We start from the raw sequence: 25,487 nt of genomic DNA, 5'->3' as shown, positions 1-25,487 counted from the left end.
AGAGGCGTCGAAAAGCAAAGGCCTAGACCATTATCGGTTCGGATTGAATCAATCCGAACTCAGATCAATGGTCCAGATCAATCACTCGAGCGAATATCTGGGTTCACATGCGATCGCATGTGAACCGATTTCGCTCTAGCGCAGATAGTCCAGCAGCGAGACCTGCCGCAATTGGCTGATCACCTGGGCCGAAGCCTGCAGGGCGATCTGGGCCATCTCCAGTTCCACAACCGCCTCAGCCATGTTGGCGTCGGTCTTGCCGGCCAGGATCGTGTCGACCGAGATCTTGCGCGCCTCCTGCGACTCCAGCAGGCGATCCACCCGGTTCTGCATTCCGCCGTTGGCGGCCTGAAGTTCAACGACGCCTTTGGCCGCCGCCTCGAAGCGCCCCATCTGAGTGGTCAGGAAGGCCTTCTGCGCGTCGGTCATCTGCCCTTCCAGCGGCGCCGCCTCATGGGCCAGTTGAATGTCGCGGAAGATGGCGAACAACTCCGCCCCCATAGCGTCGGCCAGGAAGCCGGTGTCCATCGACACGTTCTCGTCCAGCCAGGACGATTGCTTCAGTTGATCGTTGCGGAAGGCCGCATTCTCATCAGGCAAGGCGGCCAGCTTGGCTATCATGGTCGCGCCAGGCTGGCCGGGGATGTCAGGCAGGTCCACGGGCGCGCGGTCAACAGCCCCGCCGCTGAACAGATACTTGCCCTGATGCTTCATGTTCAGCCCGTCCTGAGCCTCCATGAACAGGCTTTCCAGCGAGCCCATCAGCGCGTCCATACGTCCCGCGGCGATGGCGTCGGCGAGGGCCTGGCGCGCGGCGGTCGCAGCGTCGGCCACCCGGTCCATCGCCAGGTCCTGCGTCTCCAGCCGGGCGGCGACGGCCTTGTTGGTGTCGATGAAGGTCTGGATGCGGGTCTGGCTGGACTTCAGCGCGCTGACCGTTTCCGATCCCCGCCCGAAGCCCACCAGATCGGTGGCGTTCTTCTGAGTGTTGACCTTCTTCTGGGCCGTCTCGGCGCGCGACTGGGCCGACATCAGGTCCAGCAGGGCCGATTGGTAGTTTCCATAGGTCGAGACGCGGGTCATCGCACCATCCCCAGCAGGATATCGTACATGTCCTTGGCGGCCTGAACCATGCGCGCCGAAGCGTTAAAGGCTTGCTGATAGGTGGTCATCAGCACCAGTTCCTCGTCCAGATTGACGCCTTCGACCGAGGTCCGCCGCGCCGTCGCCTCCTTGGCCAGGGCCGTGGCGCTGATGGCGTTGTTCTTGGCCATTGCGGCGCGGCTGCCGATTTCGCCCGACAGTTCGGACGCATAGCGCGACAGCGACATGGAGCCGCCCGCCGATCCGCCCGCCGCAGAGAAAGTCGTCGCATTCTCGCCCGCAGCGGCCAGAAGCCGGGCGCCGCGCGCGTCATTCCGCCCGACGACGGCCGTGCCCAGACCGCCCGTCGCGTCCGCTTGAGCGAAGGCCATCAGCGCCGGGTCGCGCACAATGTCCGCCCGGACAGAAAAGGCGTCCGCACGCGAGGCGCGCGCCCCGCCCAGGCCGAACAGGGCGCTCATCGACACGCCTGACGGAACCTGGGTCGTGCGGTCCTGAAACACCGAAAGCTGGGCGCCGGAGCCAGGGCGCGGGGTGAACGCCATCTCGCCCGCCGCATTGAGGCTGAAGGTCCCCATCCGCCCGGCGCCCGTCATCGGATCGTTCAGCGCGGCCAGCAGGCTGGTCATGTCGCCGCCCGCAGGGACCGCCACCTGGACATCGCGCAGCTTGGCGCCCGCCGCATCGCTGAAGCGGAAGGTGATAGTCTCGCCCGCCGGGAAGCCATGCTGCGACGCGCCCGTCATGCCGGTTTCGTACATCGCCGGCTGGTCGCTGGAGATCAGGTCGTTCAGGCCAAAGAAGTGCGAAAAGCCCCGCCCGCCCTTGTTCGTCGGCGCGGCGGGATCGTCGACCACCACGACCCCCGTTCCCGGCGCGCCCTCAATCTTCAGCCGCCCGTCGACGAAGCTGGCGCTGCCGTTGGTTCCCAGCTGGGCGTTCAGATCGGCCAGGAAGGTCGCCGGGTTCATCGTCGCCAGATCCAGGTCCACCTTGTGCAGAGCGACGCCCTGATCATTGGTGATGACGATGGAGGTTCGGCCGGTAAAGCCCGCCAGCGCGGTCTCCAGCGACTGGCCCACATTGCGCCCGGTCAGGCTGTTCGGCGGCGGCGCGGCCGAGGAGGCGTTGTGCGCCCGGTTCAGTTCGTCGGCCAGCCGCGACATCAGTTCAGCCAGACGCTCGGCGGTGGCCGGCGCCTCGCCGTCGCGCAATTCCAGCAGGCCCTTGATCTCGCCCGAACCCAGCCCTTCGGCCAGGGAGCGGGCCTTTCCGGCAGGCGGCTCTATGACCGTGATCTCGTTGAACACCGTCTCGGCCGCGACAGCGCCCGCGCGCACATAGTCCAGCTTGGCCGCGCCCTGCCCCGCCAGCAGGATGCCGGCGCCGGTGCGGATTTCGACCCCGCCGACCGCGCGCCCGGTGATGCGAACGTCCATCAGGCCGGACAACTGGTCGATCAGGGCGGCCTGCGCCGTCTGGGCGCCGGATGAGTCCGCATTGACCACCGTAGCCTTGGCGATCTCGACGTTCAGCTTTTCGATCTGCTCCAGCAGGCTGTTGGCCGTCTCGACCGCGCTCTTGATGCGGGCGTCGGCGTCTTCGCGCACCGACTGGATCTGACTGTTGATGCGGGCCGCTTCGTCGAACAGCCCTTGAGTCTTCCAGATGGCGTCCTGACGCGCGGGACCGGAGGTCGAATTCTCGGCCGAGGCGGCGAAGGCGGCGAAGACGCTGTCGATCTGCGAGAAGAAACCGCTGTTGGCGCCGGGGTCGCCGAACATCGACTGGATGCGGTCATACAGTTCATAGCGCACCGTCTGGCGCCCGGCGTCGGCGCTGGCGTTCAGGCTGGCCGCCTGCAGGAAACGGTCGGTCGCCAGGCGGATGCGGGCGATCTCGACGCCTGCGCCCACGCCCTGACTGGCCCAGGACTGCTGGTCAGCGATCTTGCGGACATAACCGGGCGTATTGACGTTGGAGACATTGTCAGAAACCACCCGCAGCTGCGTCTGGGCCGCATTCATGCCCGAGGTGGCGATGTTCATGATCGAGTTAAGGGACATCAGACGCCTCCTGACGCCGGCGACCGCCCGCCCGGCAAGCCTTGCAGGCGAGCGTGCAGATCTTGCCCGGCGAAACGAGCAGGTCTTCTGACCATCTCTTTGATTTTCCTCGACATCGGCATTCGGCCCCTGTGCGTTCCCAGGTGAGGGAGGCAAGGCGCGGGCCAAGTCGTGCGGCGGCCTCTTCGCCCGGCAAAAAGCGACAGGCGCGGCAAGAAGCGCCCGGCGCGGGAAAACGAAAACGGCGCGCCGCGCGTTATAAATATGGCGTTAATTCAGTAGGTTACCTCGACAACCTGCACTTGGCCCGAGGCTTGCGGAGCCTCTGCCGAATGTCCCAGGCGCAGCAGGCGCCGCCTTACACGACCGAAAGCGCCTGCCCGCCGCATGTCCGCCATCAACATCCTGTCTGTCCTGACGCCCGCCGCCCCCGACGGCGCGGGCCCGGACGCCTCGATCGAGGCGGCGACGGACAGCGCCATGTTCGCGGACCTGATGCTCAAGGAAGAGACGCCCGAAGCCCCAGCCGCCGCTCCGCCGTCCGTCCGGACGCCCGCCGCGCAGACTGAGCCCGACGACATGGGCGCGGCCGTCGCCATGATTCCGGTCTGGTTCGCCCCGACGCCCGAGCCTCAACAGCTTGCGGCCGGCGCACCGGCGTTGACGATTGAAGGCGACGACACCCCGCTGAACACGGACGCCGGGGCCGAAGAACCCGCTTCTGAGAAGATGGCGAAGTCGTCCACCGAAGCCGAGACGAAGGGCGCAGAAGCTATCGCGGCCGCCGCACCTGCGGCTTCGTCCGCATTCGCCGCGCCCGCTAACCCGGTAGCGCCCGCTGCGAACGGGCTCGCGCTCAGCCCCGCCGCCGCGCCGCTCGTCGCCCTCAAGGCGGCCGCCCCCCTCCCCGCAGGATCTGACGCCCCGATCGAAGCCGCGCCCGCCGAGGGCGAGACGCAGGCTGAAGGTTCGACGCCCGACCGCTCCCCCCTGCCCTCGCCTTCGGGTCCTTCCCCCGCCATGCCGGGCGTGACCGGCTTCCGCTCCGGCGCGGGCGAGCGCCTGGCCTCTGCGCGTGAAGTCGTTCAGGCTGCGGCGCAGACGGAAGGCGGCTCCGATCTGTCGGCGGCCGACCGTCTCAAGACAAGCGATGCTCCGGCGACCGTCGCAGCTGGAGCCGTCGCTCGCCCTACTACAGCCGCAACGCTCCCCACGCCGCCGGCGCCCGCCCCCGCCCCACCCGCCGCCGACGCGGACGCGCCGGTCCAGCCGCCCGCCGCCGCCCAAACGGCCGCGCCGCAGGAGTCTGCCGCGCCACGCGATCTGGGCCTGTCCCATCTGTCGCGCGCCACGGTCGAGACCACCGCCCAGATCGCCGCCCAGATCATCAAGAAGCTGGACGGCCGCTCGACCCGCTTCGACATGGCGCTGACGCCCGAGGGTCTGGGCCGGGTCGATGTCAGCCTTGAGATCGAGTCCGACGGTCAGGTCACGGCCCGTCTGGCCTTCGACACCCCGGCCGCCGCCGCCGACCTGCGCGCCCGCGCCGATGAACTGCGTCGCCAGCTGATGGAGGCGGGGCTGCACCTGTCGAGCGACGACCTGGAGTTCGCCGAGCGCGACCCCTCGTCCGGCTTCGGCGGCGGCGCGTTTGAGCGCCAGCCCGACCGCCGCGCCTTCACCGGCGCCGCCCGCCTGGCCGCAGAGGCCGATTCCCTCGTTCCGCCGCCCAGCGCCTGGACGTCCCTTTCCCTGACGCCTGACCGCGTCGATCTGAAGGTCTGACGATGGTTGACGCCGTCTCCACCAACAACGCCGCAGGCCGGGTGAACGCCGGAGGCCAGATGCTGGCCTCCAACTTCCAGACCTTCCTGTCGCTGCTGACCACCCAGCTAAGGAACCAGGACCCGCTGTCGCCGGTCGATTCCAACGAATTCACCGCCCAGCTGACGCAGATGGCGGGCGTCGAGCAGCAGCTGCTGACCAACGACCTGCTGACCGGTCTGCTGAAGGCTCAGCAGGGCGACGGCTTGACCGGCGCCGCGCCCTATATCGGCAAGGACGCCACCGCCGTCTGGTCCGCCACCCGCTTCGAGGACGGCGAAGCCAGCTGGAGCTATGAACTGGCGGCCGATGCGACCGACGCCACGCTTCAGGTGCTGGACGCCTCGGGCAAGGCGGTCTGGAGCGGCCCGGCGCCGGACAAGACCAACGGCCTGCATGACTTCAAGTGGGACGGAAAGACCACCGGCGGCGGTCAGGTGGACGACGGCGGCGTCTATACGCTGAAGGTCGTCGCCAAGGACGGCGCCGGCAAGGATGTCGACAGCCAGGTGCTGATCCGCGGCCGCGTCACCGGGGTCGAGATGTACGACAACACCCCCTTCGTCGTCATCGGCAAGTCGATCATGCCGGTGTCCAGCCTGATCGCGCTGGAAGAACAAAAGGCCGCCGCCAAACCCGATCCGGACGAGGACGCAGGCGCGCTCAGCGCCCTGGCCTCGAAACTCAACCCCTTCAATCTTCTCTCGTAAGGAACCCCAGCCATGAGCATCAACGGCGCCATGCTGGCCGGCGTGTCCGGCCTGACCGCGAACGCCGCGGCCCTTTCGACGATCTCGCAGAACATCGCTAATGTGAACACGGTCGGCTACAAGCGTGCGGCGACGGAGTTCTCCACCGTCGTCAACGCCCAGACACAGGGCGTCGGCTATTCGGCCGGAGGGGTGCAGGCGACTGCCCGTCACTTCATCAGCCAGGCGGGACAACTTCAGCGCACCACCTCGGGCACCGACCTGGCCATCGCGGGCCAGGGCTTCTTCGTCGTGACTGAAAAGTCCGAAAACCTGACCCTGTCGGACGCGCGCCTGTTCACCCGCGCCGGGGCGTTCAAGATCGACGACCTGGGCTATCTGCAGAACACCTCGGGCCTGTATCTGCAGGGCTGGCCGGTCGCCAGCGACGGCACGGTCAACGCCGACCCGTCTGACATGAGCCGCCTGCGCACCATCAACGTCGGCTCGGTCGGCGGCGCCGCCGAACCCACGACCCGCGTCAGCCTGAACGCCAACCTGAAGTCCAGCACCGAGCCCGATGCGGCCGAACTGGCGCGCTACGGCGCTGGCGAAACAATGGCCGCCTATAAGGCGGACGCCGTGCCGGCGGTCGGGGTGAAGCCCAATTTTGAAATCTCCATTCCGGTGTCGGACTCCAAGGGCGGCCAGCAGAACCTCACCGTCGCCTTCCTGAAGGGACCCAACCCCAATGAATGGTTCGCGGAAATCTATGCGCCCGACGGTTCGGTGATCAACGCAGACGGCACCCTCATGACGCCGAATGCGCCGATCAAGAGCGGTATCGTCAAATTCACCCAGGACGGCCGGCTTGATACGTCTTTTACCGGTCCGAACGCCCTGTTCCCGGATCCGACCAACGCCACCATCACCATGGGAGCGTCGCTGACGACGCCGCCGACGCCGCCGACCCCCGGCGCGCCGACGCCGGACGTTCTCTGGGCCACAGATCTTGGCGTCGCCGCCCAGACCATCAGCATCGACCTGGGCGCCTCGACGGGCGGACTGACCCAGTACGACAGCACCTCCATCGTCCAGGCCACCTATACGAACGGCACCGCCTTCGGAAACCTGACCGAGGTGAAGATCGACGAGGCGGGCTTCGTCACCGCCATCTTCGACAACGGCGTCATGCGCAAGATCGCCCAGGTCGCCCTGGCCACCTTCCCCAGCGCCGACAGCCTGACCGAAGTCGCGGGCAACGCCTTCCGGGTCAGCCAGAACTCCGGCACCTTCAACCTGAAGGCCCCCGGCACGGGCGGCGCAGGCCTCCTGGGCGCCCAGCAGCTGGAGGCCTCGACCGTCGACCTGTCGACCGAGTTCACCGGCCTGATCACCACCCAGCGCGCCTATTCGGCCTCGTCTAAGATCATCACCACCGCCGACGAAATGCTGGCGGAGCTGATCAACATCAAGCGCTGATCGGCTAACAGGAATCCATGAGCAAGGTCTCGTTAGACTCGATGAATCCTTCCTTTAGCCGGCGCAGAACGCGTCGGATCGGCCGGATGCGTCTTAGCCATTCCTTCACCACGACGCTTAAACGCCCCTTAGCGGGCGGGGGCCTAGCCTGCGCGTCTATGGTGGTGGTGAGAGAGGCTTAAAGCCCATGCTGCAAGAGCGACGCCTTAACAGTAACGGCGAACAGTACGTGGTCGGGCCGACGGGCACGCCCCTGACCCTGCGCGACCTTCCGCCGTCGGATACGAACCGCTGGGTCATCCGGCGCAAGGCCGAGGTCGTGGCCGCCGTGCGCGGTGGGCTGATCAGCCTTGAGGACGCCCTCGAGAAGTACCGTCTGACGGCCGAGGAATTCATGGCCTGGCAGAAGGCCATCGACAAATGGGGCATGCAGGGCCTGCGCACCACGCGCATCCAGAGCTATCGCGACTAAGCCTGCCCGGCTTGACGCATGATCATGGGCCGCTCCTGAATGGGGGCGGTCTTTTTCATGTCTGGAGTTCAGCGCGGTGAAGGTCTCAGGTCCAATCCTCGCGAGCGCGCTGCTTCTCGGCGGATGCGCAGCCGCTCGTCCGGCCGCCCAATGTATCCCGCAGGAAGCCGTTGTCTGGCTGGAATGTCTCGGAGAGACAGACGCTCTCGCCACGCAATGCGAGATCGTGAACGGCCCGCCGCCCCCGTGCGGCCAGGCGGAAAAAGCCATCGCCTTCGGCCACGCCCAGATGTTCCATCCGCAAGATTCAACCCCGCGCTGGTTCCGTTTTCTGGTGAAGGTCGAGGCGGATGGAACGACAAGTCGCCATCTCTCTGAAGCCAGGCCTCGAAATCGCGCGCCTTAAGGCCTAAATGGCGGCGATGACCATGGACGCCCTGACCGACGACATCCTCTGCCCCGTTCCCGATATCGCCCCCATGTCGCAAGCCGACATGGACGCCGCGATCGAGAGCGTGCGACAGGCCGTCGGCCTGCCGCAGGGCGCGCGCGTGGTCGCCGCCATGTCCGGCGGAGTGGATTCCACCGTCGTGGCCGCCCTGCTGCACAAGGCGGGCTATGACGTCGTGGGCGTGACCCTTCAGCTCTACGACCACGGCGAGGCGCTGAAGAAGAAAGGCGCCTGCTGCGCCGGTCAGGACATTCACGACGCCCGTCTGGCCGCCGACCTGATCGGCATTCCGCACTACGTCCTCGACTACGAAAACCGCTTCAGGGACGCGGTGATCGACCAGTTCGCGGACTCGTACCTGAAGGGCCAGACGCCGGTCCCCTGCATCCGCTGCAATCAGACGGTGAAGTTCCGCGATCTGCTGGACGTCGCCCGCGATCTGGGCGCCGAGGCCATGGCCACTGGCCACTACGTTCGCCGCGCCACCCACGGCAACCGCTCGCAGATGAGGAAGGCGGTCGATCACTCGCGCGACCAATCCTACTTCCTGTTCGCCACGACGCAGGATCAGTTGGACTATCTGCGCTTTCCTTTAGCCGATCTGGAAAAGCCCCAGGTGCGAGGCGTCGCCGCGTCGCTGGGCCTGCGCATCGCGTCCAAGCCGGACAGCCAGGATATCTGCTTCGTGCCGACCGGCGACTATCGCACCCTGATCGACCGGCTGCGGCCACAGGGACGTGAGGCCGGCGACATCGTCCACATGGACGGCCGGGTTCTGGGCCGCCATTCGGGCATCACCGACTACACCATCGGCCAGCGCCGGGGGCTGAACGTCGCTGTGGGCGAGCCTCTGTTCGTAACCAAGCTGGACCCAGACAACCGCCGCGTCATCGTCGGCCCGCGCGAAGCCCTGCTGACCGCGCGCCTGACGCTGGAGGAAACCAACTGGCTGGGCGATCAGGCCACCATCGAGGAAGCCGCCCGCGACGGCGCCCCGGTGCTGGCCCGCGTCCGCTCGACACGCCAGCCCTCCCCGGCCCATCTGGCGTTCATGGAAGACGCCATTCAGGTCGTCTTCGATCAGGGCGAGGAAGGCGTCGCCCCCGGCCAGGCCTGCGTCCTCTACGATCCGGCCGACGACGAACGGGTCCTGGGCGGCGGTTTCATCCAGTCGACCGAGGCCGTGGCGGTCTAACCTCCTTAAATTTGCAAGCCGCGCGGAGCCGCTCAGGTCACGCACACGTCCGCCATGGGCCCTCGGAACAAGCCCGAGGGTGACGGTTCTGACGGACCGCATAGACCCGCAGGCAGTTGCCGTCCGGGTCGCGCGCCACGAAGCCGTGGCCGCCGTCCATGTCTGTCGGCGGCAGGATGATGCGCGCGCCCCGGTCCCACCAGTCGATGTGCAGTTCATCCACCACGCCGGGAGCCTCCATGCGCAGGTCCGCCTGGGTTCCGCCTCGACCGCGCCACAGGCTGAGTCTCCGCCCCGGCGCCAGCAGGAAAACGGCATGGTCCGGCCCCGCCTCGACCGGTCGTCGACCCAGCAGCCCGGCGTAGAAACGCGCGCTGGCGTCCGGATCGGCCACGTTCAGCACAATGTCGTCGCTCATGGTCATGGTCCCTCCACCTGTCTGAACAGAAGGAGAACCTAGTCGGGCCTGCCGCCAGTTTCTGTCAGCATCATCGCGGCGGCCCCTGCCGCTCGCACGCCTCATGCCAGCGTTTCAGCAGCACGGCCTTTCGCGTGGGATAGCGGGCCTCCAGCACCTCGGCCTCGACGATGCGGTCGGTGCGGAAGCTGCGGAAGTCGCCGCGCAGCTCGCACCAGCCGATCAGCAGCCGCACCCGGTCGAAGAAGGCCAGGGCGAAGGGCCAGACGACCCGTTCCGACGCCGCGCCCGCCTCGTCGCGATAGTTCAGCCTCAGCTTTCGCTCGATGCGGATCGCCTTGCGCAAATGGGCCGGATCGACCGCATCGGCGGGGATCGCCGCGCCCGGTCCAATGAACAGGGCAGAGGCCTCCATCTCGTCGCGCAGATCCGGCGGCAGCACCGCCGCGATCCGCGCCTGGGCGCTCAACGCCGCATCCCGCAATCGCGCATCCGCCCGCTCGGCCACCCAGCGCGAGCCCAGGGCCAGGGCCTCGATCTCTTCCGGTGTGAACATCAGCGGCGGCAGCATATAGCCGGGCTTCAGCACATAGCCCACGCCCGGCTCGCCCTCGATCGTCGCGCCCTGCGCCTGCAGGCTGGCGATATCGCGATAGAGGGTGCGCAGGGAAACGCCCGTCTCCTCCGCCAGCGCGCGGCCGCTGACCGGCCGACGATGGCGCCGCAGGGTGTTGAGAAGATCAAGAAGACGTTCGGAGCGCGACACCCCGCAAGCTTAACAGACTTGCTGTCAGAAAGCGGCAGCATCGGTCGGACAGAGACGCTCTTGCTCCCGCCCCGCCTGAGCGGACATGATGGATTTCCAACGGGAGAACGCCCTTGCGCGGCATCGACTTCAGCTCATGGCAGAGCCTGTTCGCCACCTTGCTGGGCCTGGCCCTGGTCACCCTGATCGGGATGGGCATACGGCTGATGATGATGTTCGCCATCCAGCAGCGGCGCGAACGGATGAACCGCCAGATCAACGAGCGCCTGCGCACCCTGATCGCCGCCTATAAGGTGCTGGGCGGATCGTTCACCGGCGATCTGAGCGTCGATCCCCGCCACATGCGCGACATCCGGCGCGGCGGCGCTGGCGACGACGACGCCGCCGCTCACGAACGCTCGGACCGCGCCCGCCGCATCCGCGATGCGGTTGAATCGGCCCTGTCCGACATCATCCTGCTGGGGACGGAAGACCAGGTGCGCCTGGCCGAGCAGGCCGCGCGCGACCTCGTCGCCGGGCGGCCTGTGCGCACCCACGCCCTGGTCGTCTCCCTGCGAGACTTCATCCGCAACGCTCTGGACCTCACCCCCGTCCCGCGCAGCCTCGACATTCCGCCGCAAGGTCCGGCCCGCCCGTCAGGAAGCAAGAGCGGCCGCGACGACGCCAAGGGCGGCGGCTCCGGCGGCGGAGGGGGCGGCATGGGCATGGGGATGGGCATGGGGATGGGCATGGGCATGGGCGGCTCGGACGACGTCTCGCAGCACAAGACAGGCTGATCGGCCATTCCGCCAGCCTCCGCCGGCGTGGCCTCTCAGGCCGCTTCGTCCTTGGTCGGCATGACCTCGCCGACGGTCGGTCGGTTCTCGGTGAAGACCACCTCCACCTCGCGCGGTCGAACCATCTCATTGCAGCAGCCGCAGGCGATACGCGGCTTCAGGTCATGGCCGCAGGTCTTGTGGCGCAGGACGATTCCCGACGCCTCGTCGCCATAGACGTGCTTCTCGCCCCAGGCGTGCAGGGTGACGAGGACCCCGTACAGATCCTTGCCCTTGGCGGTCAGCACATATTCGTTGCGCGGCGGGCGTTCGGAATAGGGGCGCGGCTCCAGCACGCCGTGATGCACCAGCGACTTCAGCCGCGCGGCTAGAACGTTCCGCGCCACGCCCAGCCGCTCCTGCCACTGCTCGAAGCGGCGGACGCCGTTGAAGGCGTCGCGGATGACCAGCATGGTCCACGGGTCGCCGATCACCTCGAGGGTGGCGGCGACCGAGCAGCTCTGGCGCGAATAGTCGGCGGTGCGTCCCATACAACTGAAAGTGACGCTCCGTCAGGCTTTTGACAAGGGTTGCCAATCGCGACGCAGTCAGTCAGTTTCTATTGGCAACGGACATGGCCGCCCCCGGCCATATCCTTCCCTCGACTCGGAGGCGGCGCCGTCGCAGGTTCCGCCTCCGCTTTTCGATGAGAGCCATGACCGAACCCGACCTGATCCACGCCGCCTTTCGCCTGACGCCTGAAGATGACGGCGTTCTGGCGGCCCATCTTTCCGGCGAATTCTCCAACGGCCCGATCAGCGCCCCGCCCGAAGCGGGCTTCCCCTTCGGCGGCCTGCTGGCGGCCCTGTGCGCCGGGGCCATGCGTCAGAGCCTGGGGATCGAGGCGCCGCTGCGCAGTCTGACGGTCCAGTATCTGGCCGCCGCCCGCTACGGCCAGTCGTTGCAGTTTCGGCCCCGGATGCTGAGGGGCGGCCGCAACGTCGCCTATGCCGTGGTCGAGGGCGGCCAAGGTTCGAAGCTGACCCACCACGCCAGCGCCACCTACGGCGCGGACGGCGCGACGCCCACGCCGCTGACGCCGCTTCTGGCGTCGCCGCCCTCGCTGGACAGCCTGAAGGACGCGCCGGGCATCAGCGGCCCGATGGCGCCGCGCTTCTCTCAGCACGTCGACTATCGCTTCGACGACGGCCCCAACATCCTGGGCGGCAATGAGGGCAGGCCTGTCGTCGAGCGGGTCTGGATGCGGGTGAAGGACGGCGCGCCGCTGGACGAACTTCGGATGTGCTACCTGCTGGACGCCCTCTATCCACCCGCCTGGACGGCCTTCAAGGCGCCGCCGATGATGACGACGGTCGATCTGCGCTGCGACTTCCTGGCCGATCCGACGCCGGACAGCGCGCCCGACGGCTGGGCCTTCTTCGAATACCGCCTGCTCGATCACGGCCTGGGGTGGTCGGTAGATGAAGCGATCGCCTGGGGCGCCGACGGCCGCCCGCTGGCCCTGGCCCGCCAGCGCCGCAAGCTATTGTGAAGCGCCACAAGCTGCTGTGAGGCGCCGCTTGCCAGCAGGCCTTCGCCTCCCCTAATCCCCCTCGAAACGATTCAACTTACGGAAACGTCCGCCATGACCGCCGCTTCTGACCCCGTCGTCATCTGCTCCTTCGCCCGCACGCCGATGGGCGGCTTCCAGGGCGCGCTGTCGCCGGTGAAGGCCACTGATCTGGGCGCCGTCGCGGTCAAGGCCGCTGTCGAGCGTGCAGGCGTCGCGCCTGAGAAGGTCGAGCAGATCTTCATGGGCTGCGTCCTGCCCGCCGGTCTGGGCCAGGCCCCTGCGCGTCAGGCCGCCATCGGCGCCGGGCTCGGCAAACACGTCGAGGCGACGACGGTGAACAAGATGTGCGGCTCGGGCCTGCAATCGGCCATGATGGCGCACGACGCCCTGCTCGCGGGGACGGCCGATGTCATCGTCGCGGGCGGCATGGAGTCGATGACGGGCGCCCCCTACCTGATGAACAAGCACCGCGGCGGCGCCCGCATCGGCCACGACGTCATCGTCGACAGCATGATGATGGACGGGCTGGAGGACGCCTATTCCCCCGGCAAGGCCATGGGCGTCTTCGCCGAGGACGCAGCGGCCCAGTATCAGTTCACCCGCCAGGCGATGGACGAATACGCCATCGAGAGCCTGACCCGCGCCAAGAACGCCATCGCCTCCGGCGCCTTCAAGGCCGAGATCGTCCCCGTCGAGGTCGCCACCCGCAAGGGCCCGGTGACGGTCAGCGAGGACGAGCAGCCCGGCAAGGCCGATCCGGCCAAGATCCCGACGCTGAAGCCCGCCTTCGTCAAGGACGGCGCGATCACCGCCGCCAACTCCAGCTCCATCTCCGACGGCGCGGCCGCCATGGTCATGACGCGCGAAAGCACGGCCAAGGCTCTGGGCTTGCCCATCGTCGCCCGCGTGGTCAGCCACGCCGCCCACGCCCACGAGCCGGGCCTGTTCACCACCGCCCCGGTTCCGGCCATGCGGAAGGCGCTGAAGAAGGCTGGCTGGTCGGTCGAGGACGTGGACCTGTGGGAGGTCAACGAGGCCTTCGCCGTCGTCGCCATGATCGCCCAACAGGAGCTGGGCATCGACCGCGCCAAGCTGAACGTCAACGGCGGCGCCACGGCTCTGGGCCACCCCATCGGCGCATCGGGCGCGCGCATCCTGTCCACCCTGCTGGCGGCGCTTCAGGCGCGCGGCGGCAAGAAGGGGGTGGCCTCCCTGTGCATCGGCGGCGGCGAGGCCGTGGCCATGGCTGTGGAACTCGCCTGATCCTGCGACGTTGTCGGCGGTCAAGCTAACTGTGGAGACCTCCCCCTTGAAACTCCCTGCCCTGCTCGCCGCCGGCGTAGCCGCCCTCAGCCTCTCCGCCTGCGCTACCGCACAGGCAGAAGGCGTGATGCCCCAGGACAACACTGTCGCCGGCCAGGCCGGTTCCGCTGACCTCAAGGCCTTCCCGGCCGCGACGTCGGGCCAGACGCGCCACGTCATCAACCTGCCGGCCCAGTCGGACGAGGACGTGTTGAAGGTCGAACTGATCCTGGGCAAGACTCAGACGGTCGACTGCAACCGCCAGTTCTTCGGCGGCCGCCTTGAAACCCGCACCGCCGAGGGCTGGGGATATGACTACTATGTCCTGCCTGCTCTGGGGAACGCGGCCAGCACCCTGATGGGGTGCCCTCCCGGCTCGGAACGTCAGGCTTTCGTGACGACGCAGGAACAGCCGCTGATCCGCTATAACTCGCGTCTGCCGGTCGTGGTCTACACGCCGTCAGATGTCGAGCTGCGCTATCGCGTGTGGCGTGCGGGCGAGACCCAGACGACGCGCTGATCCGGGCCGTTCATTGAGATCAGACGCGGGCGTCGGTCGGATTCGATCGGCGCCCGTTTCGATTCCGGGCCGCGCCCTCCATCCCCGCGCCTTCCATCAGCGTCCCGCTGCATCAGCGAAGCCAGAGAAGCGCATCCGGCGCTCAGGACAATCATGGGCCGACTCCTGCATTTGCGAACCATTTGCAGGTTTGCGCAGAGTCGGCCGTCGTGCAAGCGTCCTTCTCTACTTCTCTCGGAGACTCGCCATGCGCGAAGACGGCAAGCTGGATTATCTCGAACTGCCCGCCACGGACCTGGCGGCGCACAAGGCCTTCTACGCCCAGGCGTTCGGGTGGAGCTTCCAAGACTACGGACCCGCCTATGCGGCGTTCAGCGAAGGCTTGGACGGCGGCTTCACGCCCGACGCCATGACGCCCAAGCCGCTGCCCATCCTGTACGCCCATGATCTGGAAGCCATGCAGGCCAGGGTCGAGGCGGCGGGCGGCGCCGTCACCCACGCCATCTTCGCCTTCCCCGGCGGACGTCGTTTCCACTTCCGCGACCCGTCCGGTAACGAACTGGCCGTCTGGTCCGAGAACTAGCCTACCTCGGGTCCACGGTCTGGGCGATGCGCTCGGCCTCGTCCCGGTCGGCGCCGTCCTGGGCCATCAGCCAGACGTGGATTTCGGCGGGTTCGCCCGAGCGCTGGAACAGGTGCTCCATAGCGATGCGCCGCAGCCCCTCGGTCGTCACCACGGAGATGCGACCGCCGACCGTCACCTGCTCCCCGTCATAGATCGGAAACTGGGACGAAGGCCCGGCGTAGATCATCAGATAGGTCTTGCCCGCCTTGCGCGCCGAATAGACGTGAGCGCCGGGGCCCGAACGGCCTTCGACCAGATGGAAGCCCGGCGGCAGGTCGATGCGGAACGGCAACGCAGCCCTCTCGGCCGCGCTCAGGCCTTGCGGGCCGGACGCAGGCGCGGACTGAGCCGACACAGACGGGCCTGCAGCGGGAGCGGGCGCGCTTTGATCCGTCGCCGGACGGCGAACCGGCGCCTCCTGGACAGGCCGAGGCTGCGGTTGAGTCGGCGTCGGCGCGGGTCGAGATCGGGCTTCCTGAGCGGACTGGGGCTGAGCCGCAGGCGTCTGTGTCGGAGCCGGATTCGGAGCCGTGGTCGGCCGTGGCGCGGCAGCAGGCGCTGAAGCCGGAGCCGAAGGCGCTCCGTTCAGGCGGCGGGTCAGTTCCTCGATGCGCGCGCGTTCAGCCGGATCCTGACGCGCGGCGGGCGGAGGCGTCGTCTGAGCGACCGGCGCTGCTGAGGGCCGGGATGGCGCCGCCGACTGCGACGATTGCGGCTGGGACGCCGGCGGGGCGCCGTTCAGGCGGCGGGTCAGTTCTTCGATGCGAGCACGCTCGTCCGGGTCCTGCTGGGCGGCGGCGGGGGTCGCAACGACCGCCAGCGGGGCGATAAGCGACAGGGCGACGATAGCAGCTTTCATGACCCGACATTGGCGGCGCGGGCCGCGCCGGGTCAAGCGGCCATATCAGCGGACCTGTCTCAGACGCCGGGCATCTCCACCCAGAAGGTAGCGCCTTCCCCAACCACGGAATGCACGCCGATATCACCGCCCTGCAGTTCGACCAACCGCTTGGCCAGCGTCAGGCCGACGCCGTGCCCCTCGATGCTGGAACGGTCCAGGCCCAGGCGGTTGAAAGGTTCGAAAAGCTGAGCCTGTTTGTCTTCCGACAGCCCCGGCCCCCGGTCGATCACCTCGATGCGGATGCGGTCGCCGCTCCATGCCGCGCGCAGGATGACCACTCCACCCGACGCGCCGTATTTCATAGCGTTACTGGCCAGGTTGCCGACCACCTGCGTCAGTCGCTGAGAATCAGCCATCGCCACCAGGGCGTCGCCGTCCGCCGCCACCTCGATCCGCAGACCTTCCGCTTCGGGCAGCAGCGCCATGGACCGGCGCACATCCTCCAGCACGCCGCTGACCTCCGTCGGACGCAGGTCGACCTTGACCGCCCCGGCTTCGGCGCGCGCCACGTCCAGCAGATCATGCGTCAGCGCCTCGATCTGACGCGCCGTCTTGACCAGCATCTGCGCCATCTCGACCTGGCTGTCCGTCACCTGGCCCACATGGCCGCCCGCCCACAGTTCGCCGATGCCGATGACGCCGCCGATGGGGCTCTTGATCTCATGAGCCACATTGGCCAGCAGCCGAGACTTGGCGGCCGAGGCCCGTTCGGCGCGTAACCGGCCTTCCTTGGCGCGCTGCATCAGTTGGTCGCGCTCTTCCAGCAAGGCCGCGACGACGAGGATCGGCATATAGCCCAGCAGCACCAGAAGTTGCGCCAGCAAGGCGCGATCCTCGGCTCCGAACTGGTGATAGGGACCGTGTCCGGCCATCGTGCCGCCGATCGCGACCACCGACACCACCAATAGAGCCCAGGCGGCCCCGATCACGCGGAACCGCACCGCCGCAATCAGGATCAAGGGCAAAAGCAGGAAGCCGAACGGCAAGCTGAGATGGGAAAAAATCGCATAACATGCGCTGCCGAGCAGAAGGCCCAGGCCGAGACCTTCGGCCAGCCGCGCCGGTTGTTTCAACAGTTGCAGGTGCGCCTTGCGCAGGCTCAGCCCGACAACGCCGATCACGGCGAAGCCCAGGGCGTGGCCGCTCCACCAAATGCGGAAGGCGTCGAGGAAGTCCTGTTCGGCCAGGTTCGCCACCGCCGCACAAGCCAGCAGCGCAGACGGCAAGGGAGCGATGGCGCAGATGGTCAGAAACCGCGTCAATCCCTGAACGCTGTCGACATGCAGGCCCGTCACCAGCCGACGCGTCAGCACGACGGCCAACACGATCTCCAGCACATTGCTCAGCGTGAACAGAGCGGACAGCCAGAGCTTGTTTCCGGCCAGGATCTCGCCGGCGAAAACCCCCGCAGCGACCAGGACGCCGAAGCCCAGATCATACTGCAGGCCGCGACCGCTGCGCAGCCAGGCGGCCATCGCCAGCCCGCCTGCCCCCCACAAGGCGGCGATCAGTCCGTTGGCGCGGGCGAAGCTGATCGCCAGCACCACCAGGATCGCGACGCCCAGAGCCGTCAGTATCGGCGCCAGCGGCTGACGGAAGAAATCGGCGTTGGGCGGGACCTGGGTTTCAACCCCGATCGCTCCCTTCGCTGTCGCTTCCAGTGCGACCTCACCCCTGTGGAGCGCGCGGCTCATGCTCATCAATCCGGCCCAGAACTAGAGTCTCAGGGCCTGATCTTGATCCATGTTCCTAAACATCCTCTGAAATCGATGCTGGACTTCAGGATGCGGCGCCCAGCACCTCATTGAAGGCGCGCACGGCCGCTGCAGGACCATCCGGATAGAGCCAGACCCCTGCGCTGACCGCGACGAAGTCGGCGCCCGCCGCCGCCAGGCCGCCTGCGTTCTCGACCGTCACCCCGCCGATGGCGACACAGGGCGTCTCCATCGTTTCCTGCCAGATCGTCAGAATGTCCGGTTCGGCGTGATGGACCACCTCCTTGGTCGACGTCGGGAAGAAGGCGCCGAAGGCCACATAATCGGCGCCGCCCTCAGCCGCCTCCATCGCCAGGTGGCGGCTGTCGTGGCAGGTGACGCCGATCATGGCGTCCTCGCCCATCATGCGACGCGCATCGGCCAGGGAGGCGTCCTCCTGACCCACATGCACGCCGTCGCAGCCGGTGGCGCGAGCCAGATCGGGCCGGTCATTCATGATCAGGGCGACGCCGTGCGCCTGACAGACAGGCTTCAGCCGCGTGGCGGCCGCGCGAATGGCGTCGTCCGAGGCCTCCTTCAGCCGGATCTGCAAGGCGGCGCAGTCGCCGGCGGCCAGCGCGGCCTCCAACTGGACGGCGAAGGCCTCGAGATCCGGCAGGACCGAGGGCGTGATCAGATACAGACGGCAGGGCGGACGGGCGGGAATTTGCGGTTGACGAGCCATGACACCGCCCTGCCCTTCGGCGCCCACCCCGTCAATGTTGCAGAGCGCATGCGAATGATTTGCACCCGCCTTAATAGATGCTATAGCGAGCCATTCTCAGTGTTCCGGGTGCCTCGCCTTGTACGTCTGCAACTGTAACGGCCTTCGCCAGCGTGACGTCGCCCTAGCCATCGAGGCGGGCGCGAACCGTCCCAAGGACATCTTCGCCAGCCATCAGTGCGCGCCGCAATGCGCCAAATGCGTGTGCGAGATGCGCCAGATGATCCAGGAACAGCAGACCGCCTTCGCCATCGCAGCGGAATAGGCCCGTTTTGAAAGCGGATTTCACTCGCATTATCAATGCAGTGATAAAAACTCGCAAATAAACTGCGACGGCAAAGCCGTGGTATGAAGGTCGTCACGGGCGGTTCCGAGGCTCGGTCTTGCGTCAAGGCCGACTCCGCCGCTGCTTTTAAAGGACGACGACCATGAAGGGCGATCCCGCGATCATCCGCACCCTCAATGCGGTGCTGACCAACGAACTGACGGCGGTGAACCAGTACTTCCTGCACGCCCGAATGTTCGAAAGCTGGGGCCTGGCTCACCTGGGTCAGGTCATCTACGAAGAATCGATCGGCGAGATGAAGCACGCCGACATGCTGATCAAACGCATCCTCTTCCTGGACGGCCTGCCCAACCTGCAGGACCTGCACAAGCTGAAGGTCGGCGAAGACCCGATCGAGTGCCTGGGCGCTGACCTGCAGCTCGAGATCGACAGCCGCGCCACGACGCGGGACGCCGTCACCCAGTGCGAGCAAGCCCGCGACTATGTCAGCCGCGACCTGCTGATGAAGATCCTGGCCGACACCGAGGAGCATGTGGACTTCCTCGAGAACCAGCACAGCTTGATCCAGCTGATGGGCGCACAGAATTATCTGCAGTCGGCCATGAAGGAAATCGTCACCGACGGCGCCGCCACGGGCAACTGATCCAAAGGCCGGGCGCGGCCCCAGAGGGCGGGAACGTCCGCCGCGCCCGGTTGTTCTGGCTGCATGAGCAGCATGGACGACGCCCTAGACGCCGCCCGCGACCACGCGGCGGACTTCCTCAACGCCGAAGGCCGCGACTGGCGCCACGTCGCCCTGGGCGCCGCGCTGACCGTCGGCTTCGCCCTGGCGGCCACCGTAGTGGCCACGCGCGCCGTTCCCCCCCAGACCCGCAGCCTGACAGGGGCCCGCAAGCGCGAAGGCCCGATCACCGAGCGGCCGCGCGGACCGTTCAGCCTGATCCTGCCCGCAGTCTTTTCGGCCACCACCCTGTCGGCTCTGCGCGTATGGAACGCTCCGGCCCGGCCCGGCCGCAACGCCGCCATGGGCCTTTGGGCCGTCGCCCAGACAGTCAACGCGGTCTGGCTGGCCGCCCGCCCGACTGGGCGCTGGACCCAGATTCTGGCCGCCATGTCCTCCGCCGGGCTGGCGGCCGCCTTCGCCCATGAAGCGCGCAAGCTCGACCCCGGCGCAGCCAAGCTGGCGGCTCCGACCGGCATTGGCGTGCGCCTGGCCAATCAGGCTGAACGCGGTCTGGACAGCCCAGCCTGAAACAACACGCAGCGACGCCGTCGCCATTGCCCTTTTTCGCCTTATCCTCTAGGGCTCGCGGCGATTTGGCGCGCCACGCTCTGGCGGTCGGCGCCTGCCGCCCCCCAGCAACGAGCCCTACGGTTCTCATGAAAATCAACGCCAACACCATCAAGCCCGGCATGGTCCTGCAACACAACGGCGGCCTGTGGGTCGTCACCAAGGCCAGCCACGTCAAGCCCGGCAAGGGCGGCGCCTTCGCCAACGTCGAGGCCAAGAACCTCGAGACCGGCAACAAGCTGAACGAACGCTTCCGCTCGGAAGACAAGGTCGAGCGCGTCACGCTGGAACAACGCGACTACTCCTATCTGTTCGACAACGGCGAAACCCTCGTCTTCATGGACGACGAGTCCTATGAGCAGATCGAACTGCAAAAGGGATGGGTCGGCGAAGACCGCATTCCCTACCTTCAGGAAGGCATGAAGGTCATCATCGAGTCGCACGAGGAGCGCCCGATCGGCCTGGAACTGCCGGAACAGGTCGTTCTGGAAGTCGTCGAGACCGAGCCGACCGTGAAGGGCCAGACCGCCTCGTCGTCCTACAAGCCCGCCAAGGCCTCGAACGGCATCCGCGTCATGATCCCGCCCTTCATGTCGACGGGTGAGAAGATCGTCGTCGACACCTCGACCGGCGAATACGTCCGCCGCGCGGACTAATAAAAGTCTCGTTTCCCGGCCAAGGCCGGGCAAGTTATGACTACAGGGGCGCGGATGGTCCGCGCCCCTTTTGCTTCTCCGTCCATCCGGGCCGCAGGCCTTTCAAGGATCGACGGATCAGGAGAACCGCCTATGGCCCTCGCTTCCGCCCTGCTCCAGGTCATGATGGACGCCGTCCGCAAGACCGCCCGCCCGATGCTCCGGGATTTCGGCGAGGTGTCCCAGCTCCAGGTGTCCCGCAAGGGCCCCGGCGACTTCGTCACCGCAGCCGACGTCAAGGCTGAACAGACCCTGTTCGAACTGCTGCTGAAGGCCCGCCCCGGCTACGGCTTCCTGGGCGAAGAGCGCGGCATGATCGAAGGCACCGACAAGACCCACACCTGGATCGTCGACCCGATCGACGGCACCACAAACTTCATGCACGCCATGCCCCACTTCGCCATCACTGTGGGCCTGGAGCGCAAGCATCCCGACGGCATGGCCGAAATCGTGGCCTGCGTCACCTACAACCCGGTCCTGAACGAGATGTTCTGGGCCGAAAAGGGCAAGGGCTGCTACCTGAACGACACGCGCATCCGCATCGCCGGACGCGCCGACATGGCCGAGTGCCTGATCGCCACGGGCCTGCCCTTCATCGGCAAGACGGGCCACGGCCAGGCCATCAAGGACATCCACGCCGTGGGCCAGCGCGTGGCGGGCATCCGTCGCCTGGGCGCCGCCTCGCTGGACTTCGCCTGGGTCGCCGCGGGCCGCTACGACGCCTATTTCGAGCGCAACCTGCAACCGTGGGACGTGGCGGCGGGCATACTGCTGGTCACAGAAGCCGGCGGCGTCGTCACCACCATCGACCAGGACGGCGATCCCATGAGCGGCAAGCAGATCGTGGCGGGCAATCCCGAAATCCAGGCCAAGCTGCGCAAGATCCTGCGCGAGGCGTAAGACAGCATTCTGCCTCCCCTTCATGGGGAGGTCGGCTGGGCCAGCCGGGGCGGCGCTTCGCAAGAGGCGCCGCCTCTGTCGTAATCACGCGCCTGTCACGTCCGGTCCCTACCCTTCGTGCATGATCGCCGCCATGCTGACCGCCGTCCTTCTGTCGTCGAGCCAACCGGCCATGTCCACGCCGTCTCCCAGCCCCATCGTCATCGCCCACCGGGGCGCCTCAGGCGAGCGGCCTGAGCACACCCGCGCGGCCTATGAGCTGGCGATCGACCAAGGCGCGGACTTCATCGAGCCGGACCTGGTCATGACGCGCGACGGCCATCTGGTCGTCCGCCACGAGAACGAAATCGGCGAGACCACCGATGTCGCCGACCATCCCGATTTCGCTGCGCGCCGCACCACCCGCGACGTGGACGGCGTTCCAATCACCGGTTGGTTCACCGAAGATTTCACCCTGGCGGAGATGAAGACCCTGCGCGCCCGCGAGCGGCTGCCCGCCCTGCGCCCCGCCTCGGCCGCCTTCGACGGGCAGGAGCCGATCCTGACCTTCGACGATGTGGTAACCATCGCCCGCGACGCCAGCGCCCGCACCGGACGCGTCATCGGCGTCGCGCCCGAACTGAAGCACCCCAGCCATTTCGCCGCTCTGGGCCAGCCGATGGAGGAGGCCTTCGTCGCAGCGCTGGAGCGCCACGGTCTGACCGGCGCCGAGGCTCCCATCCTGATCCAGTGCTTCGAGGTCGGGACGCTGGAGCGGTTGAAGGCGCGCATCGACGCGCCGCTGCTGCAACTGATGCAGGCGGACGGCGGCCCCGCCGACCGGCCCGGCGCGACCTATGCCGAAATGGCGACGCCGCAGGGGCTGGCCGAGATCGCCCGCTATGCTGACGCGGTTGGAGTGCAGGACCTGATGGTGGTGCCGCGCGATGACGCGGGTCGCGCGCTGGAGGCGTCGCCGCTGACGGCCGACGCCCATGCGGCGGGTCTGAAGGTCGCAGTCTGGACCTTGAGAGCGGAGAACGTGTTCCTGCCTGCGCAGTATCGCATCGGCGACGCGCCTGCTGACCACGGCGACCTGACGGGCTGGCTGAAAGCGATCTACGCGCTAGGTGTCGACGCTGTGTTCAGCGACTTTCCCGCGGCCGCTGTCGAGGCTCGTTAGTTTCCCTCTCCCGATGGGAGAGGGCTTGAGCCTCCAAGAGCCGGAGGCGATTGGGTAAGGCAAAAGGGTGAGGGTTCGCGATCAAAGTCGGCCGAAGGCCGTTGTGCGGCGGCTTACGCCGACTGATAGGACAAGCCCCTCACCCTTTCGCGCCAGAACGATCGCTGCGCTCTCGTGCGCTCAAGCCCTCTCCCGCCGGGAGAGGGTAGCTTTTACGTCCCCTGAAACTGCAGCTTGGCCAGGCGCGCATACAGCCCGCCCTTGGCTGACAGCTCGGCGTGCGTGCCTTCTTCGACCACCTGGCCGCCGTCCATCACCACGATGCGGTCAGCCCGCAGCACCGTCGCCAGACGGTGGGCGATGACCAGGGTGGTGCGTTCGGACATGGCCTGATCCAGCGCCGCCTGGACCAGACGTTCGTTCTCGGCGTCGAGGGCGCTGGTCGCCTCGTCCAGCAGCAGGATCGGCGCCTCGCGCACCAGGGCCCGCGCGATGGCCAGGCGCTGGCGCTGGCCGCCCGACAAGCTCTTGCCGCGCTCGCCCAGCGGCGTGTCGAAGCCCTCCGGCAAGGCGTCGATGAAGCCCAGGGCCTGCGCCTCGGCGGCGACGGCGCGGGCCTCTTCCAGCGTGGCGGCCTCGCGGCCGAAGCGGATGTTCTCCAGCGCCGAGCCCGAGAACAGCAGCGCCTCCTGCGACACCCAGGCGAAGCGATTGCGCACCGCGACCGGATCGGCCGCGCGCACGTCCACGCCGTCGACCGACACCAGGCCCGACTGCGGATCATAGAAACGCAGCAGCAGGCGGAAGACCGTCGACTTGCCCGCCCCCGACGGCCCGACCAGAGCCACCGTCTCGCCCGGCCGCACGGTCAGGCTGAAGCCCTTCAGCGCAGGCAGGTCGGGGCGGCCCGGATAGGCGAAGTCCACCGCCGACATCGACACTTCGCCGCGCGGCGGCTGAGGCAGGGCGACCGGACTGGCGGGCGGCGCGATGGCAGGCGTCGCCCGCATCAGCTCGTCGATCCGCTCCATGGCGCCCGCCGCCTTCTGCACGTCGCCCCAGCTTTCGCCCAGCGCGCCCACGGCCCCCGCCGCGAACACCGACAGCAGCACGAACTGCAGCAGAGCGCCCGGCGTCATGGTCCCGGCGATCACGTCCTGCGCGCCCAGCCACAGCACCAGGGTCACGCCGCCGAACATGACGACGATGATCATGGCCGTCATCACCGCCCGCGCCCGCATCCGCTTCAGGGAGACGCCGAACGCCTCCTCCACCGCCGCGCCGAAGCGGCCGATGGCGCTCTTTTCGCGGCCGAAGGCCTGAACCGTCTCGATGGCGTCGACGCTTTCCCCGGCGAAGCCCACGGCCCCGGCAAAGGTGTCCTGCGACTTCACCGTCAGCTTGCGCACGATCCGACCGAAGATGAACAGGGGCGCGATCAGCACCGGCACGATCAACAGGACGAAACCGGTCAGCTTCGGGCTGACGAAAAACAGCAGGATAACCCCGCCGATCAGGGTCAGGAAGTTGCGCAGCGCATAGCTGATCGAGGTGGTCAGCAGGGTGTCGACCAGCTGAATGTCCGTGGTCAGACGCGACAGCACCTCGCCCGTCCGCATATGGGCGAAGAAGACCGGGTCCAGCGTCAGGATGCGCTGGAACAAAGCCTTGCGCAGGTCGGCGATGACTCGCTCGCCGGTCTTGGTCACGTAGAAATAGCGCAGCGCCGTCGCCAGCCCCAGGATCATGGCGTTGAGGCCCAGGATCAGGAACCATTTGTCGATATTGGCGCCGCCGTTCTCGAAGCCCTGGTCGATGGCGCCGCGCGCCGTCGCCGTCAGGGCCAGCGAGGCGACGGTCGAACCGATCAGCCAGATCGCCGAAATGCCCGCGTCCAGCCTGTGCCGGGCCAGGAAGGGCAGCAACCGGCCCAGCGGACGGATGTTGCGGCTCTTGGCGCGCTTGCCGCCCGCCTCATCCATCTGTTCGGCCAGGACGGCCCCGGCGCCGGGGCGGCCCTCGGGCTGTCCTGTCGGTTGGGCGTGACGTTGCGGTTCGGCGTGGGTCATGGCAGCGCTCTTGCCCCGGATCGCCCCCCGGTGTAAACGCCGCCCCTCGCTCCCGTCGCGCTCCGTGGCGGGATTCTCTAATTACGCGCAGTGACGGTCGGCATCGTCGTCGCGCAGAGACGGACAAGATCGATGAAAGCGGACACGCACCCCGACTACCACTTCATCACTGTTGTGATGACCGACGGCACCACCTACCAGACCCGTTCGACCTACGGGAAGGAAGGCGCCACGCTGAACCTGGACATCGACCCGACGTCTCACCCGGCCTGGACCGGCGGCAACCAGCACCTGATGGACCGCGGCGGCCGCGTGTCGCGCTTCAACAACAAGTTCGGCGGCTTCATCAAGAAGTAAGCCACGCTTGCTGCGACATGTTCGCCACAAAAGCGTCGGTCCCCGGGCCGGCGCTTTTTTGTTGCCTGGAACGCCGTTAACATGGGTGCGTTCGATCCTCCGGGGC

27 protein-coding genes are annotated in these 25,487 nt (G+C 67.4%); 17 read left to right on the top strand and 10 right to left on the bottom strand.

Annotated elements, in window-relative coordinates; all coding sequences use genetic code 11:
- Positions 1 to 135 precede the first annotated feature (135 nt).
- On the bottom strand, positions 136 to 1,083 hold the full coding sequence (locus RSD66_RS05745) for a flagellin (protein ID WP_415289318.1): 948 nt from the start codon (positions 1,081 to 1,083) through the stop codon (positions 136 to 138).
- Positions 1,080 to 3,170 (bottom strand): flagellar hook-associated protein FlgK, encoded by a 2,091-nt coding sequence (gene flgK / locus RSD66_RS05740; protein WP_415289317.1) that lies wholly within the window; start codon positions 3,168 to 3,170, stop codon positions 1,080 to 1,082. The genes RSD66_RS05745 and flgK overlap by 4 nt, the downstream gene beginning before the upstream one ends.
- Before the next feature lie 387 nt (positions 3,171 to 3,557).
- Here flgK and RSD66_RS05735 point away from each other — a divergent pair, with 387 nt between their 5' ends.
- The 4 genes from RSD66_RS05735 (at position 3,558) to RSD66_RS05720 (ending at position 7,637) form a co-directional block, all read left to right on the top strand.
- The gene (locus RSD66_RS05735) at positions 3,558 to 4,955 is read left to right on the top strand and encodes a flagellar hook-length control protein FliK (protein ID WP_415289316.1); all 1,398 of its coding nucleotides are present in this window, start codon (positions 3,558 to 3,560) and stop codon (positions 4,953 to 4,955) included.
- A 2-nt stretch (positions 4,956 to 4,957) separates the two neighbouring features.
- Entirely contained in the window at positions 4,958 to 5,704 is a 747-nt protein-coding gene (locus RSD66_RS05730; RefSeq protein ID WP_415289315.1) for a flagellar hook assembly protein FlgD, read from the top strand.
- A gap of 12 nt (positions 5,705 to 5,716) precedes the next feature.
- Positions 5,717 to 7,165 carry a flagellar hook-basal body complex protein gene (locus tag RSD66_RS05725; RefSeq protein ID WP_415289314.1) on the top strand — a complete coding sequence of 483 codons (1,449 nt, stop codon included), beginning with the start codon at positions 5,717 to 5,719 and terminating at the stop codon, positions 7,163 to 7,165.
- A 187-nt stretch (positions 7,166 to 7,352) separates the two neighbouring features.
- Positions 7,353 to 7,637, top strand: a complete 285-nt coding sequence (locus RSD66_RS05720) for a DUF1153 domain-containing protein (protein WP_024353268.1) — start codon at positions 7,353 to 7,355, stop codon at positions 7,635 to 7,637.
- Between the two features lie 85 nt (positions 7,638 to 7,722).
- On the opposite strand, the gene RSD66_RS05715 is transcribed toward RSD66_RS05720, so the two are convergent.
- The gene (locus RSD66_RS05715; RefSeq protein WP_415289313.1) at positions 7,723 to 7,935 is read right to left on the bottom strand and encodes a hypothetical protein; all 213 of its coding nucleotides are present in this window, start codon (positions 7,933 to 7,935) and stop codon (positions 7,723 to 7,725) included.
- Positions 7,936 to 8,050: 115 nt separating this feature from the next.
- Here RSD66_RS05715 and mnmA point away from each other — a divergent pair, with 115 nt between their 5' ends.
- Positions 8,051 to 9,283: a tRNA 2-thiouridine(34) synthase MnmA gene (gene mnmA / locus RSD66_RS05710; protein WP_415289312.1), complete on the top strand. Its 1,233-nt coding sequence runs from the start codon at positions 8,051 to 8,053 to the stop codon at positions 9,281 to 9,283.
- 37 nt (positions 9,284 to 9,320) lie between these two features.
- On the opposite strand, the gene RSD66_RS05705 is transcribed toward mnmA, so the two are convergent.
- Both RSD66_RS05705 and RSD66_RS05700 read right to left on the bottom strand, forming a co-directional pair.
- A complete protein-coding gene (locus tag RSD66_RS05705; protein WP_415289311.1) occupies positions 9,321 to 9,701 on the bottom strand; it encodes a VOC family protein in 381 nt (126 codons plus the stop codon).
- Positions 9,702 to 9,771: 70 nt separating this feature from the next.
- Positions 9,772 to 10,467 (bottom strand): helix-turn-helix transcriptional regulator, encoded by a 696-nt coding sequence (locus tag RSD66_RS05700; protein ID WP_415289310.1) that lies wholly within the window; start codon positions 10,465 to 10,467, stop codon positions 9,772 to 9,774.
- Positions 10,468 to 10,580: 113 nt separating this feature from the next.
- Between RSD66_RS05700 and RSD66_RS05695 the strand changes: the two genes are divergently transcribed.
- Positions 10,581 to 11,243, top strand: coding sequence for a hypothetical protein (locus RSD66_RS05695; protein ID WP_415289309.1), 663 nt, complete (start codon positions 10,581 to 10,583; stop codon positions 11,241 to 11,243).
- Positions 11,244 to 11,278: 35 nt separating this feature from the next.
- Here RSD66_RS05695 and RSD66_RS05690 read toward each other — a convergent pair whose 3' ends face one another.
- Positions 11,279 to 11,773, bottom strand: coding sequence for a winged helix-turn-helix transcriptional regulator (locus RSD66_RS05690; protein ID WP_024353273.1), 495 nt, complete (start codon positions 11,771 to 11,773; stop codon positions 11,279 to 11,281).
- Between the two features lie 164 nt (positions 11,774 to 11,937).
- On the opposite strand from RSD66_RS05690, the gene RSD66_RS05685 reads away from it, so the two are divergent.
- From RSD66_RS05685 to RSD66_RS05670, 4 genes are all read left to right on the top strand, one after another.
- The gene (locus RSD66_RS05685) at positions 11,938 to 12,774 is read left to right on the top strand and encodes an acyl-CoA thioesterase (protein ID WP_415289308.1); all 837 of its coding nucleotides are present in this window, start codon (positions 11,938 to 11,940) and stop codon (positions 12,772 to 12,774) included.
- A 93-nt stretch (positions 12,775 to 12,867) separates the two neighbouring features.
- On the top strand, positions 12,868 to 14,058 hold the full coding sequence (locus tag RSD66_RS05680; protein ID WP_415289307.1) for a thiolase family protein: 1,191 nt from the start codon (positions 12,868 to 12,870) through the stop codon (positions 14,056 to 14,058).
- Positions 14,059 to 14,104: 46 nt separating this feature from the next.
- On the top strand, positions 14,105 to 14,617 hold the full coding sequence (eco, locus tag RSD66_RS05675; protein WP_415289306.1) for a serine protease inhibitor ecotin: 513 nt from the start codon (positions 14,105 to 14,107) through the stop codon (positions 14,615 to 14,617).
- 247 nt (positions 14,618 to 14,864) lie between these two features.
- On the top strand, positions 14,865 to 15,200 hold the full coding sequence (locus RSD66_RS05670) for a VOC family protein (RefSeq protein WP_024353277.1): 336 nt from the start codon (positions 14,865 to 14,867) through the stop codon (positions 15,198 to 15,200).
- Between the two features lies 1 nt (position 15,201).
- Here RSD66_RS05670 and RSD66_RS05665 read toward each other — a convergent pair whose 3' ends face one another.
- From RSD66_RS05665 to thiE, 3 genes are all read right to left on the bottom strand, one after another.
- The gene (locus RSD66_RS05665; RefSeq protein ID WP_415289305.1) at positions 15,202 to 16,101 is read right to left on the bottom strand and encodes a hypothetical protein; all 900 of its coding nucleotides are present in this window, start codon (positions 16,099 to 16,101) and stop codon (positions 15,202 to 15,204) included.
- Between the two features lie 59 nt (positions 16,102 to 16,160).
- Complete coding sequence (locus RSD66_RS05660; protein ID WP_415289304.1) at positions 16,161 to 17,837, bottom strand: ATP-binding protein; 1,677 nt, start codon at positions 17,835 to 17,837, stop codon at positions 16,161 to 16,163.
- 85 nt (positions 17,838 to 17,922) lie between these two features.
- Positions 17,923 to 18,582 (bottom strand): thiamine phosphate synthase, encoded by a 660-nt coding sequence (gene thiE / locus RSD66_RS05655; protein ID WP_415289303.1) that lies wholly within the window; start codon positions 18,580 to 18,582, stop codon positions 17,923 to 17,925.
- 118 nt (positions 18,583 to 18,700) lie between these two features.
- On the opposite strand from thiE, the gene RSD66_RS05650 reads away from it, so the two are divergent.
- The 6 genes from RSD66_RS05650 to RSD66_RS05625 all read left to right on the top strand — a co-directional run bounded on the left by RSD66_RS05650 (position 18,701) and on the right by RSD66_RS05625 (position 22,955).
- Positions 18,701 to 18,886 carry a bacterioferritin-associated ferredoxin gene (locus RSD66_RS05650; protein WP_003168909.1) on the top strand — a complete coding sequence of 62 codons (186 nt, stop codon included), beginning with the start codon at positions 18,701 to 18,703 and terminating at the stop codon, positions 18,884 to 18,886.
- A 163-nt stretch (positions 18,887 to 19,049) separates the two neighbouring features.
- The gene (gene bfr, locus RSD66_RS05645) at positions 19,050 to 19,550 is read left to right on the top strand and encodes a bacterioferritin (protein ID WP_119412912.1); all 501 of its coding nucleotides are present in this window, start codon (positions 19,050 to 19,052) and stop codon (positions 19,548 to 19,550) included.
- 72 nt (positions 19,551 to 19,622) lie between these two features.
- Positions 19,623 to 20,159, top strand: a complete 537-nt coding sequence (locus RSD66_RS05640; RefSeq protein ID WP_245559413.1) for a TspO protein — start codon at positions 19,623 to 19,625, stop codon at positions 20,157 to 20,159.
- Between the two features lie 128 nt (positions 20,160 to 20,287).
- On the top strand, positions 20,288 to 20,854 hold the full coding sequence (gene efp, locus RSD66_RS05635) for an elongation factor P (protein WP_024353283.1): 567 nt from the start codon (positions 20,288 to 20,290) through the stop codon (positions 20,852 to 20,854).
- A 132-nt stretch (positions 20,855 to 20,986) separates the two neighbouring features.
- Positions 20,987 to 21,793, top strand: coding sequence for an inositol monophosphatase family protein (locus RSD66_RS05630; RefSeq protein ID WP_415289302.1), 807 nt, complete (start codon positions 20,987 to 20,989; stop codon positions 21,791 to 21,793).
- Between the two features lie 121 nt (positions 21,794 to 21,914).
- Entirely contained in the window at positions 21,915 to 22,955 is a 1,041-nt protein-coding gene (locus RSD66_RS05625; protein WP_415289301.1) for a glycerophosphodiester phosphodiesterase, read from the top strand.
- 212 nt (positions 22,956 to 23,167) lie between these two features.
- Here the strand turns inward: RSD66_RS05625 and RSD66_RS05620 are convergent, their stop codons facing one another.
- Positions 23,168 to 25,024, bottom strand: coding sequence for an ABC transporter transmembrane domain-containing protein (locus RSD66_RS05620; protein ID WP_415289300.1), 1,857 nt, complete (start codon positions 25,022 to 25,024; stop codon positions 23,168 to 23,170).
- A gap of 132 nt (positions 25,025 to 25,156) precedes the next feature.
- Here RSD66_RS05620 and rpmE point away from each other — a divergent pair, with 132 nt between their 5' ends.
- Entirely contained in the window at positions 25,157 to 25,381 is a 225-nt protein-coding gene (rpmE, locus tag RSD66_RS05615) for a 50S ribosomal protein L31 (RefSeq protein ID WP_003168899.1), read from the top strand.
- The last annotated feature ends 106 nt before the right edge of the window (positions 25,382 to 25,487 follow it).

This window comes from Brevundimonas sp. S1H14 (assembly GCF_047716865.1).
In the GTDB taxonomy this organism is placed as follows: Bacteria; Pseudomonadota; Alphaproteobacteria; order Caulobacterales; family Caulobacteraceae; genus Brevundimonas; species Brevundimonas naejangsanensis.
The sequence above is the reverse complement of the archived record's forward strand: the minus strand, read 5'-3'. Positions and strand labels throughout refer to the sequence as shown.